The following is a 19,347-nucleotide window of genomic DNA, read 5'->3' as shown; positions in this document are numbered from 1 at the left end:
CCCTCGGCTTCCGTAACCTCACCAATTACATCGCCCGCAGCCTGCTCGAATCAGGCGGCTTCAGACCCCACCTACACCCTCAATTACGATGAGCCGGTAAAGCTCGATCCTCAGATGCCGGGCATCGAAGTTCTCGTTCGTGCTCAACTGATGGCCTATCAGGACCGCTCGTACTCAGTCAGACTCGAGCTCCATGAGGCAGAAACGATGCGGCGGTTAGACACCGTGGCAGGCGATTACTATGCCACTTGCCCATTGTTGAGCCCGACGGCGAACGAGGAAACAGCGACGTGGAAGTGCTGGATTACGGCTCCGCCACCTGGCACAAAGTATTTTGCTCGCGCCATTTTGTCGGATGACGGACTGACTAAAGACTTGGGCAAGGAGGGGAACGGCCGAGAGGTCATCCTCGATTTTCTTGATGGACCCGTCCTCACAGTTCCTAACTGAATAGCTTCAGGACCGGTAAGCATGGTCGGGGCAGTAGTAGCGGCCGGCGTCGACGGTGATTGACCGGTACACCCAGCCATCGGGCAGGGGCTTGCCCTCATCGAGGAGTTTCGTGGTGGCGCGGCAGATGCAGCACTGCGCCAGGGCTGGGCGGTTCACGGCTATGCGTCAGCCGTCAAGGAGGCGGCGGTGCTCATCGGAGACCGGCGCGTAGTCGACGGGCCCGACCAAGCCGGCCGGCTCGGCGTTGATGCGGTCCTCGAGCAGGTCCTCGATCGCGGGTGCCTGGATCCGTGGGGGGTGAATGCCCAAGGTGTCGCTAAGGTCCGGTGTGAGGGTGATGCTCGAGGTGGGTTCTGCGATGTAGTCCGTGGTTCCCATGATCGTGTCTTTCTGGTTGGTAGGTCGGTACACGGCGGTACGCCCGGTGAAGTTGGACTTACTGTACGGGCCGGCCCTGTCAGTTCTCGGCGCTGCGCACGAAGTGGCGTCGACTCCCCCGCTACGCTCGTCTGACTGACGATTCGTTCACGATGCGGGGGAAGTAATGGCTGTAGGCAGTGGTGCGGAGTTTTTCGGGTTCAGCATTCTTATCGTTCCGGTGCTGTGGCTGATCCTGGGCTTCATCATGTACGGAATCATCCGGTTCGGGGTGAAGCACGGGATGCGCTCGTACTACGCGGAGGCTGCCCGTCGCCCTGGCCCGACAGAGGGATCGGCAGGGAACCCACTGCGGTAGGTGCAGCTCGTGGCTGGTGAGTGTAGTCGCGCCAGCGTGTGATGCGGCGGCCGGGGGAGCTGGCGGCGGAGGCCGCCGCCGCGCACCCAAGGAAACGCCCGGCACTTCACCTGTGCGACTGGTGTACGGGAAAGAGGGCCGGACTCCCGTGGGGGTGGGTGTCCGGCCCTCGGCCTATGGGTTCCGCTGGTTCCGTTGCCGGGTCCGCCTGTTAGTGGCGGTCGCGCTGGTGGTACGCGGTGCGCTCGTTCTGCGCGACCAGTGGGAGGATTCCGCGGCTGACCATTTCACGCATCAGCCGTGAGAGTCGGTGCTGGGGGTCGGCCGCGATGGCCTTGTCGAAGTAGGCGGCGGCGACGGAGGACGATCCGCGGTACCAGCGGAGCCATCCGAGGAAGCAGAACAGCGGGGCGCGGTCCTCGAGCGGCGTGTACGCGAGGACTTTGACCAGCAGCTCTTCGGTCGCTTCCACGCGGGACCAGTCGGGCTGTCCCTCGAACCTGCCGGTCATCACCTGCTGGTACGTGGTTTCGTCGTCGGCGCCGCTGATGGCGTCGGCCATGATCCGGTCCCGGATGGTCTTGATCAGCAGGTAGCTGGTCAGCTCGCACGCCGCTTGCTCGGTGGTGTCCTCACCGAGAGCTTCGTTCCACAGTGCGCGGGCGGTGCACATGCTTTGGTGGGCGAAGTCCAGCGCGTCGGGCGCTCCGAGCCGGTCCACCCAGTAGGCGGCTTCGGTGATGGTGTTATGCGCGTCGTCGCTGCCGATGAATGCCGGGTCGATGGCCATGTTTGCTGGGTCCTCCTGTGTGCTGTAGCCGCGATAGACGAGCTCGGCGTTCATGGCGCTGTCGCGGATCTCGTCCACCGGTTTTAGGGTGCAGCATCCGTTTTCTTCGCAGAAGTAGGGCGTCCATCCCTTGTCGGTGACAAGCCATCCGTTGCGGATGCTGATGCCGACGTGCTCCAGATCGGCCTCGATGGCCTGCGCGTAGGTCATGTAGGGCTTGGCGTCGGGGTTTTCGCCCGACTGGGCGGCTTCGGCTACCTCGTTCGTGTAGACGAACAGCAGGACGCTGTCGGCGGCGGTGTCCGCGAGCAGGTAGCGCGTGACGACTTTGGCGAAGTCTGCTGGACGGGTCAGGTCGGCGGGGGCGTCGAGCCGCAGGGTCGCGCCGGTGGTGTTGCCGCGCATGGTGACGAAGGCGAAGGACTCGCGTGGCTGGAAGCCGAGTGCGCTCGGCACGAAGGCGAGCAGGTCAGCGGCCGTCGTGGCGGTGAGCTGGTGGTTGTGCTGGGTGTTCTCGTTCATGGGGTTGTGCTCCTTCGTTGCGGTGGTGGTGTCGGGGCCCCTTGGTGACCAGCAGTGGACCCTTACCCCGACGCTTCTATGTCTGTCAAGCGACTGGAATCGGGTGCTGGCGTGGACCAATGGAGAGGCGGCTTTGGTGACCGGCCAGCCTCCCCTCCCCCGTTGTTTTGGCTGCTGGCGGAGTTCGCGGAGCTGTGGCCGACGGAGGCATGTCTACCCGCAGGGCAAGGGGCGAGAAGTTCTCGGAGGAAATCAGCGACGAAGGAGCGCCGCAGGGAAATTCCCGCACCGCAGGCCCCGACGAAGGAGGGGCTATACCGGTCGGAGCGGACACGTACAATCCGTCAGGACAGCAGCAAAAACAGAAAAAGGGCTTTCACAGCCCGAGCGAAGCGAGGCCCGTGCAGGAGGCCTGGGCCTCGCTAATGGCGTGTTCTAGCTCCTGGTCAGTTCCCGTGACCGGCGGTAGAAGGTCGCGCGCGACATGCCGAGGTCGCGGGCGACTTGCGCGGCCGGTTCACCACTGTCGACGAGTCTGAGAGCGTTTCGGATCTTACTGTCACTGATCAGGCGCGGCCTCCCTCCAAGATCCTTACCGGCTTCCCGCCGCTTCCCGATCGAGTCGACGATCCGCTCTCGCTTGATGTCATGTTCCATCTGCGTCAGCGCCGCCATGATGGTAAACAACATTGAGCCCATCGGGGTAGATGTATCGACGTCGCCGCCGCCGAGGTTCAACACTCGGAGACCGGCTCCCCGACCGCGGAGCTCCTGGGCGAAGTCGAGCATGTTTTGCGTCGACCGTCCCAGCCTGTCCAGGGTCGTCACCACGAGAGTGTCCTTAGCCTCCAACGCAGCAAGTGCCCGATCGAACTGGGGCCTGGTCGCCCGCGCACCGGACACCCCTTGGTCAACGTACAAGTCATCACGCCGCACTCCGGCCGCGACCAAGTCCGCCTCCTGGCGATCCGTCGACTGAGGTCGAGTCGAGACTCGTGCGTATCCGATCAGCTTCGTCATACCGCTCCAGGTGTCTCGTATCTAAGGGTTCCTACAATGATCCGCACATACGGTTTCGAGACATAGATATGAGAACCTCGGGCCCTAGAGATTCCGGTGACTTCAACCGACCAAGGAGTTAGGCGAAGAGACACCTCCTATCCCTAGCGTTACAACACATTCTGGAGGCTAATGCTCTGACGGAGCAGAGATCAGGGACGCATGCATTTGGACTGGAACTGCTTCTAATGCTTTGCTCAGTGCAGTCTCGAGTAGCACTGCTATGGGGGAGCGGTTCACATCGATGATGCGAGTCCAGATCACAGGTTCGTATCTCGTCACCATCGAAAGTGTGTATAAAAGCACCCACCAAGTGAGGAGCGGGTCTAACGCCTTCGACCCGTCGTTACACGCCGGCATAAGCACCGTGTCATTGCGCAGTTTCCGTAGCTGAATCCCTCGGCTGGAGGTGAAGAGGGCCTCATCGGTCCGTGTGCCATCGTCATGCGTGCTGTAGGAACCTCCCCCGAAGCGCACAAGCTCAGCATCAATGAGGTCCGGGTAGGTACGGCGTAGAACTTGAGCATCCTTTTCGATCTCGGTGGCAGTAGCCTGCACTATGAAGGCATTGTGATCGATTGGTTCACCTTGCTGGAAGTAAGGTTTGTCGGTCCCTCGAAGCTCAGGATAGTGCCCAATGGGGTAGTCGAGGCAAAGCTCGGGGATCATGTGCCATATAGCTCCCAGAGTCACTGGGGAATCAAGAGGATCAGAATTTAGTAGGTATGCCAACCGGCCGTACGAGCTATTCTCACCCCCGATACCTCGAACCTCGACCTCCCAAAAATCACTTGCCTGTACTGACCTGAGATTCAGCACCCTGAGCCCATGGCCACTCACTTCCGGTGCCATTTCGCTGCCGACTGGGGTGAGAGCGGCAGAGATGGCGCGACCCGCCTGAGAAATGCCGTAATAGAGGTTCAGTGCGCGCGATTCGAAGCCAATGTGGGCGGCTGCATCGAATTGCTGTTGCGCTTGCTCTAGGGAGCTAGTGAACAACTCGTGGCGGTTGCCAGGCATTGACTGGGGTGGCGCGGCTCTCAGCGTCCGTAGGCGGCGCCACGATTCTTCAGCTGAGTCACTATCGAGTTCAAACCATCGCTTTGGCATTCACCCAGTATTACTGCTCCAACCTTGGGACTGCTGAAGGTTCGGTTGACTCCTTAGCTAGCACAAGTAACCGGTAACGGGCCCATTACGTCCGCCCCGGGCTGAGGGTTGTTCTGACCGAGGTGCAGATCCTCGGCCTCGACGGAGGTGCGCGTTTCCTGCGGATCTTCACTTTGTGCGGCGAGTGGAAGATCGACGGCTCCACTCCGCAGCAGCCGATATTGAAGGTGTGGGAGCGACACCGCCTAGGCCGAGGTGATCAGTCCCAGTTGGACCACTGCGAGAGTAGTTCGCCTGGGCTGATCCTGATCTCCGACTTGATGAAGTCCACTTCGGCCTCCCAGCGCGCGTTGGCCGCCGCAGGCCAGTTCTCACGCAGCCCGTAGGCGTAGCTCATGATGCCGGCTAGGCTGGCGACGTGCTCGTCGTACGATTGCAAGTCGTTCGGATCGTTGTCGCGGTTCAGTAGCCCATGGTTCAGCCATAGGAACATGAACGGCCTCGATGCACGCCATAGCTTGAGCAATCGCTCTGTTTGATTCGGGGCGCGGTGCTTGCCGTCCACTTCCGCGAACTCCTCGTGCAGTGCCGCAGGAAGCGGTCCAAGCTCGACGCCGGCCACGATGGCAAGATGTTCGAGCGAGTGCACCCAGCCCTGCCACTCCTCTGCTATGCGCCATGACCTTTGGGCATCCATGAACGGCCAAGAAAACGTTCTCGCGATTGATTCGATGTCGCCCGTGAGGATTCGCACGGAGTCGGTCATGATGGTGAGGATGGTGCCGACGCTGATGCCCGCGTAATCACCGGTATAGGGGTTCCGCTTGAGCGAAGCTGATGCCGCGTTCAGCAGCGCCAGCATCTTTTTCTGGTCGTTCTTCTTTGCTGCTTTGACGAATGCGTTATAGATCTCAACGTCGAGCATCTGCGGGTTGTTTGCCTCTGGCGTCATGGACAAAGAGTAGTGCCGCCTCTGAACCCGATGCAGACGACTTCGGACATTCCGTGCAAACGACTTCGAAAAATGACAAACACCGACCGAACAAGGAGCTACACGAAGAGACGCCTCATATCCCATAGGTTGCGAGACGCTGAGTTCAAGTGTTCGGTGGCCGCGAACGTCTCGTTTAGCTCTAGTTTTTCGAGACCCCTGGCCTCGAGCGTAAGGCGCCCCGTCATCGGGCTTAATGTCGGGACATTCAAACGGTGACAAGCGCAGCCGAGCGTCACAGAACTGGCCGAACGTCTGGGGAGTGCCCGCTGAGCATCCGTCTTACGGGCAGGGCGCGTGCAGTCCGCACCGCGGAGACGACGGCATGGATCCGCAGGGCAGTTACGTCCTCCCGATCCGTTGCCGACGACGTATGGGTGACTTGGCGCAGACCCAGCCCGTCAAGGGTAGATCGAGGCTAAGCCAGTGCCGCTGGGAGCGCCCGTGCCAAGTCGGAACATCACTGAAGGGACGCGACGCCTCAACCCGGGTCACTTTCGCACCCGATGCCCGAGTGTCGTCACTCGGGATGCTGGCTGTGGTCTTCGACGTCTGGTTTCGCCCGCAGGACGTCGGCGATCTCTTCCTCCGGGCGCGGCGCGATGGTCTCGTTAACCTCGAGCTCTGGGACGGTCGGCTCATCCGGGCCGGGAATGTGCTCCTGAGAGGAGTGCTCGTTGTGGGGAGACACGGGGGATTCCTTCGGTCGGCAACATCCACAGCGTATACCGATTTAGCTGCCGCCGAGCCACGCATCCTCTGCTGCGCACAGGACGGGCTCGGCGCAACCAGACTCGTTCGACACGCCAAATAGCGGTGCGAAAGGACGACCACATAGCCCTGCGATCCACACACATAGCCGAAGTTGGGACCCGGAGCGTTGTCTCGAAAAGCTATTGGTTTATGAGACTCCCCCGTCCGGGGCTACACAATCCCTGGCGCACACTGGGAAGTAGTAGAGGCGGGACATCCCTTGGTTTATGTCATCAGAAACGTCACCATTGACGTCGTCCACTTCATCTTGCCCGAGAGGATTCGTTCTGCCATCTGACGGCACTTCATGTTGCTCAACCACAAGAGGTCGATGTGGTGATGTCGCCGCTCGCGCATAAACTCGCTCCATGGGGCCCGTCAAACAGTTCGGATGCACGTCAGCGCCGAGGTGGTTGAGGTGAACTTGCTCGACCGCATCGACCGACGCCTCTCCGATGCGCGTGCCAGGATCAATCCGCACGATTTTGAGGACTGTACGACTTCCTTACTCAGTCCTATTCACGCCGGGCTCGTACCGATAACCGGAGGCTCCGACTTCGGACTTGACGCCGAAATCACCGAAGACTCGCGGATTACCGGTCTCATCATCACGTCCTCGCGGAGTTGGGACGGTGCGAACCGGAGCCTGCGAGACAGCCTGCGGTCGATGCGAAAGAACCAAGTCCCCGTCCAGCGTGTCGTCGTGGTCAACCTCGCCGAGGCAAACAGGTCGAAGCGCGAGAAGCTCAGAGAGATTGCGAAGGAGTTCGATTGTGAACTCGTGCAGGTCTACGACCGAGCATGGTTCGCGAACCAGTTCCGGGAGAATCCGGACTGGCGACGCAAAATCCTTGGCATCGAGGGCGGACCGTTCAGCTTCTCGCGTGAACCGCGCGGGGCACGACCGGACGAACAACAACGATCGTCCATCGGACGTGATGCCCTCATCGCCGAGGTAAACGAGTCCGACTCCGACGTGATCCTGTTCGGGGTTCCAGGCGTCGGGAAAAGCCATGTAGCCAGCAAACTCGACGGCGCACTGTTCCTCAACCGGCAACCCACGCCTGAACGACTTCTCGACGACCTCATCGAAACCAAGCCTGCCCTGGTCGTGGTTGACGACTCCGGCGCACGACTCCAAGACGTCGATCTGCTCCGTCAACTGCGCGACGCGGAGAAGCTGGACTACCGCATCATCGCAACGTGCTGGCCGCACGAAACGGACCAGGTCGCAGATCACCTCACCTACTCGGTCCAATTCGAGGTCGACCTCCTCACCCGCGAAGAGCTCGGAGCAATACTCCGCGAACGCGGCATCACCCGGCTTTCAGTGATCGTGCACCTCCTCACACAAGCCAATGGCCGCCCAGCCTGGGCGCTGAACCTTGCAGACCTCCTCATTCACAAAAGTGATTGGGAGTCCGTATGGACTGGCAACGCGCTCCGAGAGCAAATCTTCGTCTTCCTACGCATGTCCAACGCATCAGAAGAAGCAGTCGATGTGCTCGGCACCCTGGCACTCCTCGGCCAGGTCAACGAAGACCAGTTGCGCCGGGTCGCCGACCTCCTACAGATCCGGCAACCCGAACTCATCCGGCTCATTCGATCCGTCGCGATCGCCGGCCTCGTTGACGTTCAAGACCACAAGCACTACAACCATGAGACCCAGCAGATAGAACACACCGAGATCTACAGCGTTCGACCGCACATCATCGCCGCCAGCCTCGCATCCGAGGTCTACTTCTCCGGCACTGCCTCACCCGTCCCACTGCGCGACATCCAGAACGCATTCCCTGAACTCGCTGCCGACATCATGCAAACCCAGATCTACACGAAACTCCTCGGCGCGACGCAGCCAAGAGTGCCGACCACCAGCGAACTAATCGCTCTACTGCCCAACGCAAAAAAGGACGTCGAACTCCTACGAAGCTTTGGCCAGATCGGCCCCGAACAAGCGCAAGCCGTAGTCGACATCCACCTAGCCCGCGTCACTGCAGCGCTCAATGCCGGGTATCTCACAACTACCGAGAGCGAAGCGAAACTTTTAGCCGCACGCGTCGCAAATGCAGTAGAGGACAACATCTCCGGCGTCGTTGGTACCTTCGTCAAAGCGCTCTCCATTCTTGAAGACGCAGGATGCGACATCAAGCCGGTGGTCAACAATCTCGTCGAAGAAGTACGCGACGCGCGCAGCGGCGACCAACCCCAGCTCGCCGGTCTCTTGAAACTCGTCGAAGCACTCCAGACCGTGCCCGACGCCGACCTCATCGACACCGTCTGGGCAGCGCTTATCTGCGAAATCCTCGCCCCGACGTTCGACGGCAACTACATGAACCCCGAGGTCCTGCACCAGTTCATCCTGCAGTCGTTTACATGGTCCGCCACTCACATGGAAACGCTGTTCGACGCCATTCAGCTGGCACTTGCAACCCGCACCCCTGGGCTAACGCCCGCCGCCCAACTCATACTGATCGACCTGCTCGACAAATGGGTTCGGATCGCGAATGGATGGGACCTTCCCTTCGGCGGCAAGACCAACAACGCCCAAGTGCGCGCAGGTAAACGCATCGCGAGAAACATTGCGACCACCCTCGCCCCGGTCATCACCACCCCCGGCGTGCGAGCCCGGTTCAACAAAGCGGCAAGCACCCTCAAGATCCGGCTCGATGAACCAGACGAACTGTTTGCAGCTCTCACTAAGGAACGCGAACGCCTGACCCCCTACGACGAAATCAGGCGCCGAAACGAAGCCGCACTCGATAAAGCTCTCGCTCCATTCCAGCAACAGGCACCCGAAGCCCTCATGGAGTGGCTGAAGGCCCACGAGCCCGAGCTCGCGACCGCCGGCCAAACGACCTCAGGGACCTGGCAAGTTTTCGCTTGTCTCGCGTACCGGCCGGACCCGGAACCAACCAAATGGCTCACCGCAGCTATCGACCACGGCCTTGCAGGATCAGCTTCAGCACTGATCGACGTATGCGCCCGCACCGACCAACTCACCCCCGCGATCGCCGACCGACTACTCGCGGATTCTAACGGCCGACACGGCGTCATCAGCGCCGTCATCGGCCAATCGACGAACTCGTCCCTTATTCAAAGGGTCGTCGACCAACTAGCCGCCACTGACGTCCAACAACTCGAGTCAGCGTACGTACTCAAAGAAGCCCCCGAACTAACAAGGCACGCGCTGTTCACCCATCCGAGCGATGAAGTCCGCGGGACCGCGGCAGCGCTCTGGGTCGCCGAATGGGCCTACGACAACGACCCCACGCCGGCTGACCCGGACTGGCGCAACGCCATGAAGTCCTACACCGTCCCTGAAAACAGCAGACACAACCACATCCACACCCAAGCGCTCACTGCACTCGCGAAGGCCTCACCCGAGGTCTTCATCGAAGTCTTTACCCAGCACGCCACGACCACGAGACGCCGCAGGTACAGAGACCTCGACGAATGGAAAGAGCCGGTCCAGCTCCTCACCCCCGCCGAACGGAACAAGCTTTGGCAGCAAGTCAGAGACACCGAACTAGCGCGCGAGCTTTTCTGGGTCATCGCAGGCAAGGACATCGATTGGATCACCGAAACGGTCAGTGACCCCACTTTCAGCATCTCCGCCCGCGACCTCCTTGGCGCACTCCAGTTCCAATTCGGACACCGCTATCCACTCGACACCCTCGCCACCATGCTCCGGCCCCTCAACCCCGAGTCCGACGATCTCCTCCACACCCTTGAAGTCGGGACTTTCTCAGGCGAGGACCACGAACGATACGCAGCCAAGCTCGACACTCTTCGAGACCTCATCGCCTCCGACGACGAGGACATCGTCCGCCTGGGCCGACGCGGCATAGAGATTTACGAGCCGTTACTTAAAGAGGCCCTCGTCAAGGCACGACGGGCGGCTGTTCGCGGCATCCGCGACTACTAACCACAACGGTTCTTAGCCTGCGCGGCGCGCATTCCGCGTCGTTGACTCGAGTCAAGGGGCGAGGCGATGTTGCAGACACCGCCTGGCTTCCCCTGCCTCAACCCCTAGCGATACAAGACGAACTCATGAACCCTGTCCTCTGTCTATGCATCGAGCGCGTCGTTCACGTCATTGAAGCCCGATCTCCGATTCTGAAGCGCAGGTACCAAATCAGGGAACCGCAATCGAAGGACACCGTACCTCTCTTTGGTAGGGCGGTTTCCCTGAAACATGGGGTCGGGCTGGATCCGCGGTGGCGTAGAGGGTGTTGAGTTGGCGGTAGAGGGTTCGGGCGATGTAGCGCTTGAGGGACCTACGGATCTCCCGATAGCTATGGCCTTCTTGGGTGCGTTTGGCGACGTACTCCCGTGTTCCAGGGTGGTGAACCATCCGGGTCATGGTGATGGTATGCAAGGCTCGATTGAGGCGCCTATCTCCACCCCTGTTGAGCCTGTGCCGGACAGTATTACCGCTTGAGGCCGGCAAGGGATTCACCCCTGCCAGTGAGGCGAAGGCAGCTTCGCTGCGGACCCTTCCTGGATGCGACCAAGCCGTCAGAACAGTAGCGACTGTGACGGCGCCTGCGCCTACCATCTCCAATAGCGGCGCAGCGGGGCTTTGCTGGATCAGTTCTGTCATGCGCTTCTGGTTGGCCGTCAGCTGAGTGGTCACCTCGAGAACGCGGCGCGCCAACCGAACTGCTTCCTCACGCGCGATCGATAGTTCGATCTGCTCCTGTCGTTCCCGCCATCTGGTAATCGTGGCGATCTGAGCGGGAACCAAAGGTTTACGAGCGTCAATTCCAAGATCATGTGCCCGGAGTAAGGCGATGAGTGCATTGACATTCACTGTTCGTTCCCGGGTCAACTGATCCCGGGCTGTGCTCAGGATCCTCAGTCCGGCACGGGTTCCTTCATCCCGGCGCGGGGTTCGAAGCTGAGATTCCTCTATGACCAGGACTGCGGTTCCGATGGCGGCGGCGTCGAGCGGGTCGGATTTGCCGATCCCCCGGCGCCCGCGGGCGTTCATCCGTGGAGCTTCGGCGACGTCATAGCCGGCGTCGGCTACTGCCTTGGCCAGACATGCCCCATAAGAACCGACACCCTCGACGGCCCATAGACAGCCCATATCGCCGCCTGTCCGTCGGCCTACCCAGGCAAGTGCGCGGGAGATCCCCGCCGAGGTGGTCGGGAACTGCTCGCACGCGATCTGTCGCTTGGTGCTGGCCTCGATGATGGCGTACGTGTGTGTGCGGGCGTGGCAGTCCACGCCGATGACGAACGGGCGGGTCTGCGCAACGATAGTCAACGCGGCCACCCTCCTTCCTTTCGAACGGACAAGATCAATCGCGTCGCGACCGGCACTGACCTGGGAGGAGTCACTTCGAGGCAATACTGTGATGAGCCACAACCGCAGGGCTGGGCAAGCTTCTAATCAAGCCACCGACGTGGGACAGGTCAAGGCCGGTCGCTCCACCCAGCGTGGACAAGTCGGGGGAAATGCACCCTGGCGGGGCAATTGTTTTTTCGAGTCACGCGCCAAGCGGAACGACCGGCATCAACACTGCCAGCTAGTCCCAGACCAGCCACTGCAAGACTCACAGTTGTTTTTTGCCTGCTGGCGAGTTTCCTCGCTCGTCCCCGACGGAGCAGTGCTCAACGCCGTAGGTGCGAAGGTGCACCCATTCTGGGAGGAAATAAGCGACCCAGGAGCGCCGGACAGGATGGGTGTGCCCGATGCCGGCGGAGCCGGTTGACGCTGTGGAGCGGGGGCGCATAATCCGCAGGACAGCAGACAAAGAACACCCGGACGGGATGCGACGAAGGAGCAACCTGGCCGAAACAGGCCGAAGCGAAGCGAGAGGACCATTGCCCTGGTTGGAGCCCCAGCGGAAACTAGGGAAGCACGAAAACCGCCGCCCACCCAAGGGCGCCGCCCAGGAACCCCACAACAATGAAGGGCCGGCACCCATCGGTGCCGGCCCTTACTCAACCACTCAAATACTCATTCACTAATCTGTGTCGACCAGGCGCGTTGAGCGTGGTCGGGGCAGTAGTAGCGGCCGCGGCTTAGCTGAGCCAGTCCGGAGGGCCGCCGAGGCCGATCCGGTAGCGCGCCGCGTCCTCGGAGGGGCTGTGCGGCCCGAGGGCCAGCTGGAAGGTCCGCAACTGCCAGCGGGTGCGCTGCAAGCGGAAGCGGGCCGCGGGCGGGCGGTCACCGCGGCCGGGCACCCCGGCGAAGGGGGCCACGGACGGGGAGAGCACCAGCGCCCCGGCGCTGGCGAGGCCGCTGTAGAAGATCCGCTCGGCACGGTTCAGCCCGCCCGGGGCGGAGAGGAAGGCCAGGAGCTCGGCGGGAACGGGTTCGAGGTCGGGCTCCATCGCGCGCAGGGCTTCGGCGAGCTCCCGGCGACTGACCGGGAGGTCCTCGGCCCCGAGCGCCCGGGCGCTGCGGGACCAGTCGGCGACGTAGGTGTCGGCCCAGTTGCGGCCGAACCGCGGGGCCAGGGCGTGGCCGACGGCCTCCTGTGCCCCGAGGAAGGCGTCGGTGAAGGCCAGGTGCACCCAGCGCAGCAGGGCAGGGTCGGAGGCGGAGTAGGCGCGGCCGTCGTCGGTGGTGCCACGGACCCGCCCGTGCATGCCGCGGACCCGCGCCGCCTCCCGCTCGGCGAGCTCCGCGGAGCCGAAGGTGCTCACGGTGAGCCACCGCGCGGTCCCGGCGAGGCGGGCCCAGGGGTCGCTGCGGTAGGAGGAGTGCCGCGCGACCCCGGCCATCGCCAGCGGGTGCGCGCCCTGCCCGAGGAGGGCCGCGACCCCGCCGACGAGGGTGGAGAGGTCACCGTGGACCCGCCAGACGACGCCGTCGGGCTCGAACCAGCCCGGTCCATCCCCGACCAAGGCGATCTCGCGCACCCAGTCCGGCGCCCCGGTGGGGTCGCCGGAGACTCGGGCTCGGAAAGCGCGGCGGACGCGGTGGCCCAGCTCAGCAGGGTGGAGTAACGGGCTATTAGGCATCACGCGTAACTGTAGCCACCGCCACCCCCTCTTCCGGGCAGCTGATCCGGGCGGCTCAGCGAGACCGGTCGCGGTGGTCAGGGTTTGCATGCCGGGCTGCCCCATGCCGGTAATCGCCCAGCCGACGCCGCCCGTGGTGATCAGGTCGCCCTCCCATCGTCAAAAGAGCGTTGGTGCTTCGGAGTCGATGCCGGTGAGCAGGGGGCGGATGATCGGCTCGTTCCATCCGTGCTCGAGGAGGGCTGTGCGCAGTATGAGCGACTGGGCGCGGAACGGGGCGCGGCCGACGCCGCGCCACCGGAAGGTCGAGGCGTTAGCGTGCCGGCCCTTTTGGGCCCGGTCGAGCATGTTCAACGCCTGGGTACCGGGCAGCAGGTGTGTGTCTGTCCCGGTGCTGGCATGGACGCAGAGTGGGACGTCGCAGACGTGCATGAGCGCGATGCCGGGGTGCAGGGTCTCGCCGGTGAGGTGTTCGTAGGCGAAGCGTTGCGGCCGCAGGGCGCGTTGCTCGCCGTCCCTGGTAACCCAGAACCGCCCGTAGCCGTCGTCGGCTACGGCGCCGGTCCAGATCCAGCAGTCGCTCGGCCGCGGGCCCTTGACGACTTTCTCCCAGAACCGGTTAGCTTCTCCCCTGCGCTGCCTCATCGCCGGCTACCTCCGCCAGGACGTCATCGGACCCGGACGGGTCGGCGGGCGATCGGCCGACGGCCCTCCATCCGCACGACACCAACGATGACCAGGGCGGCCGCGCCAATGACTATGAACTGGCCCCACCACGGCGCGGCGGCCGCGATAACCAGGACGTACAGGCCGGCGAACCAGAGCGCGATCGCCAGGGCGCCGGCGACCTGGTTACGGACGCGTGGTGGGATGGGCAGTAGCAGCAGCGGCAGCCGAAGGATGAAACGGACGAACCGGTAGCTGTAGCGGATGCTCGAGGTGAGCCACCAGCGAATGAGTCGGATCATGATGCACTCCTGACGACCGGCTGGTGTTGTGAATCGAGGTCAGCCCGCATGAGCTTGAGCCGAATGGGCTTGCTGGTGCCGGTACAGCGTTGCCCTGCTCCAGCCGACGAGGTGTGCGGCTTCTTCGGCGGTTTTTCCCTTCTTGCGGGCGTCGGCAACGACGTCGAGCTTCGCGGCGATGGCCTTCGGATCTGAGCGTGGCCGGCCGAAGCGGGTTCCGTTCTGCCTGGCCGCGACGAGGCCGGCGTTGACGCGTTCGACGATGAGTTCACGCTCGTACTCCGCCAGGGTCGCCAACATATTCAGCATCAGCCGGCCCGTCGAGGTTTCCGGGTCGATGCCATCGGAAAGGGACCGGACCATGATCCCCCGCTCGCGCAGCAGGTTCACCGTATTCAGGACGTCGATGAGCGATCGACCGAGCCGGTCGATGCGCCACACCACGACGGTGTCGCCTTCGTCGGCGTACTCGAGGAGTTTCTTCATCCCGGGACGCTCAATCGCGGTCCTGGTGCCCGAGGTGACATCAGCGAAGACATCGCGTTTCTGCACGCCAGCGGCGACGAGTGCGTCGAGTTGCAGCTTCGCGTCCTGGGTCGATGTGCTCACGCGGGTGTATCCGAGATACCTCATCCCAGCAGTCTGCCTCACAAAGTACCGGCGACACGACGGCTGAGACACTTTATAGTGAGGCGGCTTTCCAAGGCAGTCGATGCCTCGGAATCTCGGGGAAGTTCTCAGGCCTCGATTGCGACGACTCGGTGTCTTACAAAACTGTTGCATTCCGAGACGGTTGGAAGTTGCGCGGGACTACTCGAACTGCCCTTTCGAGCAATTGATGTCCTTCCTGCGCGTAAAGGGCTTTCCCTTCACATCGTTGTCGCACCTCACATCGCCGTCCTCCCACTTTGTGGACAGAAACCCGCTATAGCCAGAACGGTCTGTCTAAGCGTATGTTTGGCCTTACAGGCCGATCCGGCCATTTGGGGTCCAGTAAATTCACGAGAATTTTGCGGTATTCGGTCCTTGTTTCACAATCTGTGGGCAGGGCGTATGAACTGATGGAGTAGGTCTCTTTTTACCTACAATCGAGCGGTACACGTCCGGGTGTGCCTATGTATCGACCCCCCAATATCGCTGCTCAGTGAACCTGTTCCACCATTCCTTGATCGGTGGTGTGTGCAGATCGCGGTGGTAAAGGGCCGAAACCCACCCCTAGCTTTGACTGCTTCACTGCAGCCACCGGTGATAAGGGTGTTTGAAGTAAAAAGCAGTCCTTCCTGGGCTGCTCTGGCGGAGCCGCCGTTGTATCTCTGACTGATTCGGGCAAGAGATGAAGCCGGTGCGGGAACCTGAACCATGATCAACCGATTGTGGTCCCGGACCCACCCGTTTTGCGGCACAATCCGCATTGACTGATTCATTCACAGCGAGGAACCACCTCATGGCTCTCCACCGCCAATCCGTCCGGACGGGGAAGCACCCGTTTCCCGGACATAATTATTTTGTGCTTTTATCGGCTTTTGTGCTGGCAGTCTCTATGATCTTCGCGGGAGGCACATTGGGCGCTGTCTCCGCCGCTTCCGCCGCTTCTGCGGTGAGTCAGTGCAACGGGATCGCGAATGTCGGCGGCCAGGCCATCACCTGCACCGTCACCGTTGCCAATACCCTCAATCTCGAGACTGGAGTCGACAGCTCCGTCATCACCATCGAAGCGTGTGTGGGTGAAGCCAACGCCGCCTTGACATGCACTACGACCACAACCCCATCTGATGAGCTGGTCACGGTAGTAGATCAATGCAATGGTTCCGGCAACGGCGGCGGTAGCGTGGTCCAGTGCAGCGTTACCGTGGTCAACACCATCACCGGCACAGCAACAGCAATCCCTGGCACGGTCAACCAGTGCATCGATTCCGGCCAGGGCGGTGGCACACAGCCCACGGTCGCTTGTGCTCCGATCGGCTCCACCACGAACGCCACCGTAACCCAGTGCAACGGTTCCGGCAACGGAGGGGGAGGCACAGCGCGCGTCCAGTGCACGGTCCTGCTGAACAGCGTGTCTGCGGCTCTTCCCGTAACCATCAACCAGTGCAACGTCTCCGGAAACGGCGGCGGTGGCACTGTCACCTGCACGAGCTCAATAGAAACAATCATCATCGCGGGGCCTCCGGTTGAGCAGCCTCCGGTTGAGCAGCCTCCGGTTGTGGTGCCTCCGGTTGAGCAGCCTCCGGTTGTGGTGCCTCCGGTTGAGCAGCCTCCGGTTGAGCAGCCTCCGGTTGTGGTTCCTCCGGTTGAGCAGCCTCCGGTTGTGGTTCCTCCGGTTGAGCAGCCTCCGGTTGTGGTTCCTCCGGTAGTGACGCCTCCGGTTGTGGTTCCTCCGGTAGTGACGCCTCCGGTTGTGGTTCCTCCGGTTGTGGTTCCTCCGGTAGTGACGCCTCCGGTTGAGCAGCCTCCGGTTGAGCAGCCTCCGGTTGAGCAGCCTCCGGTAGTGACGCCTCCGGTAGTGACGCCTCCGGTAGTGACGCCTCCGGTAGTGACGCCTCCGGTTGAGCAGCCTCCGGTAGTGACGCCTCCGGTAGTGACGCCTCCGGTAGTGACGCCTCCGGTAGTGACGCCTCCGGTAGTGACGCCTCCGGTAGTGGTTCCTCCGGTTGAGCAGCCTCCGGTAGTGGTTCCTCCGGTAGTGGTTCCTCCGGTTGAGCAGCCTCCGGTAGTGACGCCTCCGGTAGTGACGCCTCCGGTAGTGACGCCTCCGGTTGAGGTCGCTGCCGGAACGGGCACAGTAACGGGGGGAAGGAATATCGGGATGAATGTCCAGACGGCTGCCAGTGTCGCTACCGTCATCGAATTTCGAAACGGTCCAGTTCAGGCCGGATCCCCACGATTCCCGGGGCATTCCTCCGGTGCTTTTGTTGAGACCGGAGCTCTCATGGTCCGTAAGGGACGCCTCAACCGGTAGGCGACAGTAGGACCCTCGGCAACCGGTAAAAATGCCAGCGACAACCGTGTGCAATGCCAGGCTCAGCGCCTGGCATTGCACACGACCGCAATCCGAGTAAGTAGAGACGCCTCTCTATTATTTCTTCCCTGTTGAAAGGCTTGGGCCATGGCGCGCATGTTAGATCCTCTACCGCGGCCCTCCTCTGCGCCCGCTTCATGGTGGCGCAGACCGGCCCTTTGGATGCTGGTGACGGCTATGACTGCGCTGTGGATGATGATTCTGTTCCTGCCGCTGCACTCCGGGTCCAAGGACGCTGCAATTGCCCCGCCGGCGCAGAATGCCTTCGGGGCTGCTGCCCTAAGTCCCGAAATGACGGCCCATGGGACCCCACCGCTTGCGGGACTTCCGTCGGATCCCTCGAGACCGGTGCCCTCCTCCATTACACCTGCACCGTCCACCGGTGCCCCTGCCCTTCTGGCACCACCGGCACCGGCACCGGCACCGGCACCAGCGGAGCTGTCGGCACCGGCGCCGACATCGGATCCGTCGAGGTCAGTGCCCTCAACGATCACATCTGCACCGTTCGTCGGTGCCCCTGCCGTTCCTGCACCTAGCGGGTCGTCGGTACCTGTGCCTGTACCGATTGAATCCGACCGTGGCGTGATGCCGGGTGTGGCGGCTCCCATCGGTTTAACAGTTGAAGCCGCAGGCATCGATGTTGCGGTGTTGCCGCTAATCCCAACGGGCGCAGACATCGCTAGCCAGTCGATTGTGCCGCCCTTCACGGACGACGGATATTGGCTGGCCTCGTACGGCACGCCCGGCGATGCATCCACCAACACCACCTATATAACCGGCCATAGTTGGGAAGGCCGGGAAGCGCCCTTCGACCGTTTCAGCACCGACACCGAAGCAGGGGACACCATCACAGTCACCACCGGAACGGGAACCTTGGACTATGTTGTTGACTCCATCACTACCCATGACAAAGACTCCCTCAAGGCAAGTGAGATCTGGAACATCGTTCCGAACAGGCTCATCATTATCAGCTGCTACACCGAGGACCCTTGGGGCAAAAACGTCGTCGTGAGCGCCTTCCCCGCAAGCAACTGAACAATCGCAGCAAATTCCACTGAATAGCAGACCGCCCACCATCGCCCGAAGGACGTAGGCGTCCCGAATTGGATTTGGACAGCAACGAAGCGCGCGGAACCGGCCAGTATGGAATCGGAGGATAGAGTGTAGTGAATATGACCGTGGTGAAGAACGCATTGGTGCGCACTTCCCCCGACACTGCCCGTGAGCGGATACTTACCGCGGCCTATGATCTCTTCTCCCGCCGTGGAATCCAGGATGTCGGCATAGATGAACTAGTTGCTCGGGCCCCAGTGGCCAAAGCGACCTTCTACCGGCATTTCGCGTCCAAGGACGATCTGGCCTTGAGCTTTTTAGAACGGCGGGACGAAATCTGGACCAGCCGTGACGTGATCGCCGAGGTCAGACGGCGCGAGAGCGCCCCCGTCGAGAGACTCTTGGCCATCTTCGATGTCTTGGATGAGTGGTTCCAGCACCGGGATTTCGAAGGATGTTCCTTCATCAATGTGCTACTGGAAATGGGTTCCACGCACACGCTCGGCCGGGCGAGTATCGACTATCTGGCCAAGATCCGAGTCCATGTGCGCACCCTCGCCGAGGAAGCTGACTTGAATGACCCGGTGGAATTTGCCCACTCCTGGCAGCTTCTCATGAAGGGTTCGATTGTGTCAGCCGCCGAGGGTGACCGCGTGGCAGCGAACCGTGCCCGACAAATGGCTGTCTGGCTTATCGAATACCACCAACACAACGAGACAGTGCTACCCCAAACCCAGGCCAACCACTAAGGAACACCTTCACGGACCCTTTCAAGACCTAAATTCTTTCCGCACCGAACCCGGCCTCACTTCGCACAGGAATGGTTACGTCCCGCTGAGTGGTGGAGTTTTCTCGACACCGTGCGGGTCAGTTCTTTGATTATGCTGCAGTGAGTTCTGGGAGCAAAACTGTTTC

The 19,347-nt window shown here is 61.8% G+C and carries 17 protein-coding genes; 5 read left to right on the top strand and 12 right to left on the bottom strand.

The genetic code is table 11. The annotated features are described in order from the left end of the window. The coding region (locus IWX65_RS17910) for a hypothetical protein (protein ID WP_334683917.1) at positions 1-450 on the top strand (450 nt) is incomplete at its 5' end. 6 nt (positions 451-456) lie between these two features. Here IWX65_RS17910 and IWX65_RS15495 read toward each other — a convergent pair. Both IWX65_RS15495 and IWX65_RS15490 read right to left on the bottom strand, forming a co-directional pair. Beyond that, positions 457-609 (bottom strand): hypothetical protein, encoded by a 153-nt coding sequence (locus IWX65_RS15495; protein WP_196884267.1) that lies wholly within the window; start codon positions 607-609, stop codon positions 457-459. Between the two features lie 9 nt (positions 610-618). Next, complete coding sequence (locus IWX65_RS15490; RefSeq protein ID WP_196884265.1) at positions 619-831, bottom strand: hypothetical protein; 213 nt, start codon at positions 829-831, stop codon at positions 619-621. 166 nt (positions 832-997) lie between these two features. Here IWX65_RS15490 and IWX65_RS15485 point away from each other — a divergent pair, with 166 nt between their 5' ends. Next, the gene (locus IWX65_RS15485) at positions 998-1,189 is read left to right on the top strand and encodes a hypothetical protein (RefSeq protein ID WP_196884263.1); all 192 of its coding nucleotides are present in this window, start codon (positions 998-1,000) and stop codon (positions 1,187-1,189) included. Between the two features lie 211 nt (positions 1,190-1,400). On the opposite strand, the gene IWX65_RS15480 is transcribed toward IWX65_RS15485, so the two are convergent. The 5 genes from IWX65_RS15480 to IWX65_RS15465 all read right to left on the bottom strand — a co-directional run bounded on the left by IWX65_RS15480 (position 1,401) and on the right by IWX65_RS15465 (position 6,352). Then, positions 1,401-2,501, bottom strand: a complete 1,101-nt coding sequence (locus tag IWX65_RS15480; RefSeq protein ID WP_196884262.1) for a DUF4192 domain-containing protein — start codon at positions 2,499-2,501, stop codon at positions 1,401-1,403. Between the two features lie 435 nt (positions 2,502-2,936). Beyond that, positions 2,937-3,521 carry a recombinase family protein gene (locus IWX65_RS15475; RefSeq protein ID WP_196884260.1) on the bottom strand — a complete coding sequence of 195 codons (585 nt, stop codon included), beginning with the start codon at positions 3,519-3,521 and terminating at the stop codon, positions 2,937-2,939. Positions 3,522-3,689: 168 nt separating this feature from the next. Beyond that, a complete protein-coding gene (locus tag IWX65_RS18095) occupies positions 3,690-4,580 on the bottom strand; it encodes a YaaC family protein (RefSeq protein WP_442859207.1) in 891 nt (296 codons plus the stop codon). A gap of 349 nt (positions 4,581-4,929) precedes the next feature. Then, on the bottom strand, positions 4,930-5,622 hold the full coding sequence (locus tag IWX65_RS15470) for a hypothetical protein (RefSeq protein WP_196884258.1): 693 nt from the start codon (positions 5,620-5,622) through the stop codon (positions 4,930-4,932). A 559-nt stretch (positions 5,623-6,181) separates the two neighbouring features. Further along, the gene (locus IWX65_RS15465) at positions 6,182-6,352 is read right to left on the bottom strand and encodes a hypothetical protein (protein WP_196884256.1); all 171 of its coding nucleotides are present in this window, start codon (positions 6,350-6,352) and stop codon (positions 6,182-6,184) included. Positions 6,353-7,081: 729 nt separating this feature from the next. Here IWX65_RS15465 and IWX65_RS15460 point away from each other — a divergent pair. Then, the gene (locus IWX65_RS15460; RefSeq protein ID WP_196884254.1) at positions 7,082-10,339 is read left to right on the top strand and encodes a hypothetical protein; all 3,258 of its coding nucleotides are present in this window, start codon (positions 7,082-7,084) and stop codon (positions 10,337-10,339) included. Positions 10,340-10,549: 210 nt separating this feature from the next. Here IWX65_RS15460 and IWX65_RS15455 read toward each other — a convergent pair whose 3' ends face one another. The 5 genes from IWX65_RS15455 to IWX65_RS15435 form a co-directional block, all read right to left on the bottom strand. Beyond that, on the bottom strand, positions 10,550-11,686 hold the full coding sequence (locus IWX65_RS15455) for an IS110 family transposase (protein ID WP_334683916.1): 1,137 nt from the start codon (positions 11,684-11,686) through the stop codon (positions 10,550-10,552). 761 nt (positions 11,687-12,447) lie between these two features. Beyond that, positions 12,448-13,392, bottom strand: a complete 945-nt coding sequence (locus IWX65_RS15450) for an oxygenase MpaB family protein (protein WP_196884252.1) — start codon at positions 13,390-13,392, stop codon at positions 12,448-12,450. 159 nt (positions 13,393-13,551) lie between these two features. Beyond that, complete coding sequence (locus IWX65_RS15445) at positions 13,552-14,037, bottom strand: hypothetical protein (protein ID WP_196884250.1); 486 nt, start codon at positions 14,035-14,037, stop codon at positions 13,552-13,554. Between the two features lie 23 nt (positions 14,038-14,060). Next, positions 14,061-14,360, bottom strand: coding sequence for a hypothetical protein (locus tag IWX65_RS15440; RefSeq protein ID WP_196884248.1), 300 nt, complete (start codon positions 14,358-14,360; stop codon positions 14,061-14,063). Positions 14,361-14,399: 39 nt separating this feature from the next. Beyond that, the gene (locus tag IWX65_RS15435) at positions 14,400-14,993 is read right to left on the bottom strand and encodes a recombinase family protein (RefSeq protein ID WP_196884246.1); all 594 of its coding nucleotides are present in this window, start codon (positions 14,991-14,993) and stop codon (positions 14,400-14,402) included. A 2,980-nt stretch (positions 14,994-17,973) separates the two neighbouring features. Between IWX65_RS15435 and IWX65_RS15430 the strand changes: the two genes are divergently transcribed. Together IWX65_RS15430 and IWX65_RS15425 are read left to right on the top strand one after the other, a co-directional pair. Beyond that, a complete protein-coding gene (locus tag IWX65_RS15430; RefSeq protein WP_196884245.1) occupies positions 17,974-18,414 on the top strand; it encodes a class F sortase in 441 nt (146 codons plus the stop codon). 137 nt (positions 18,415-18,551) lie between these two features. Beyond that, positions 18,552-19,181 (top strand): TetR/AcrR family transcriptional regulator, encoded by a 630-nt coding sequence (locus tag IWX65_RS15425; RefSeq protein WP_196884244.1) that lies wholly within the window; start codon positions 18,552-18,554, stop codon positions 19,179-19,181. The last annotated feature ends 166 nt before the right edge of the window (positions 19,182-19,347 follow it).

Origin of the sequence: Arthrobacter sp. CAN_A214 (genome assembly GCF_015751955.1) — a bacterium.
GTDB lineage: Bacteria > Actinomycetota > Actinomycetes > Actinomycetales > Micrococcaceae > Arthrobacter_D.
Note: the sequence above shows the minus strand (reverse complement) of the source record. Positions and strands in the feature narration are given on the sequence as shown.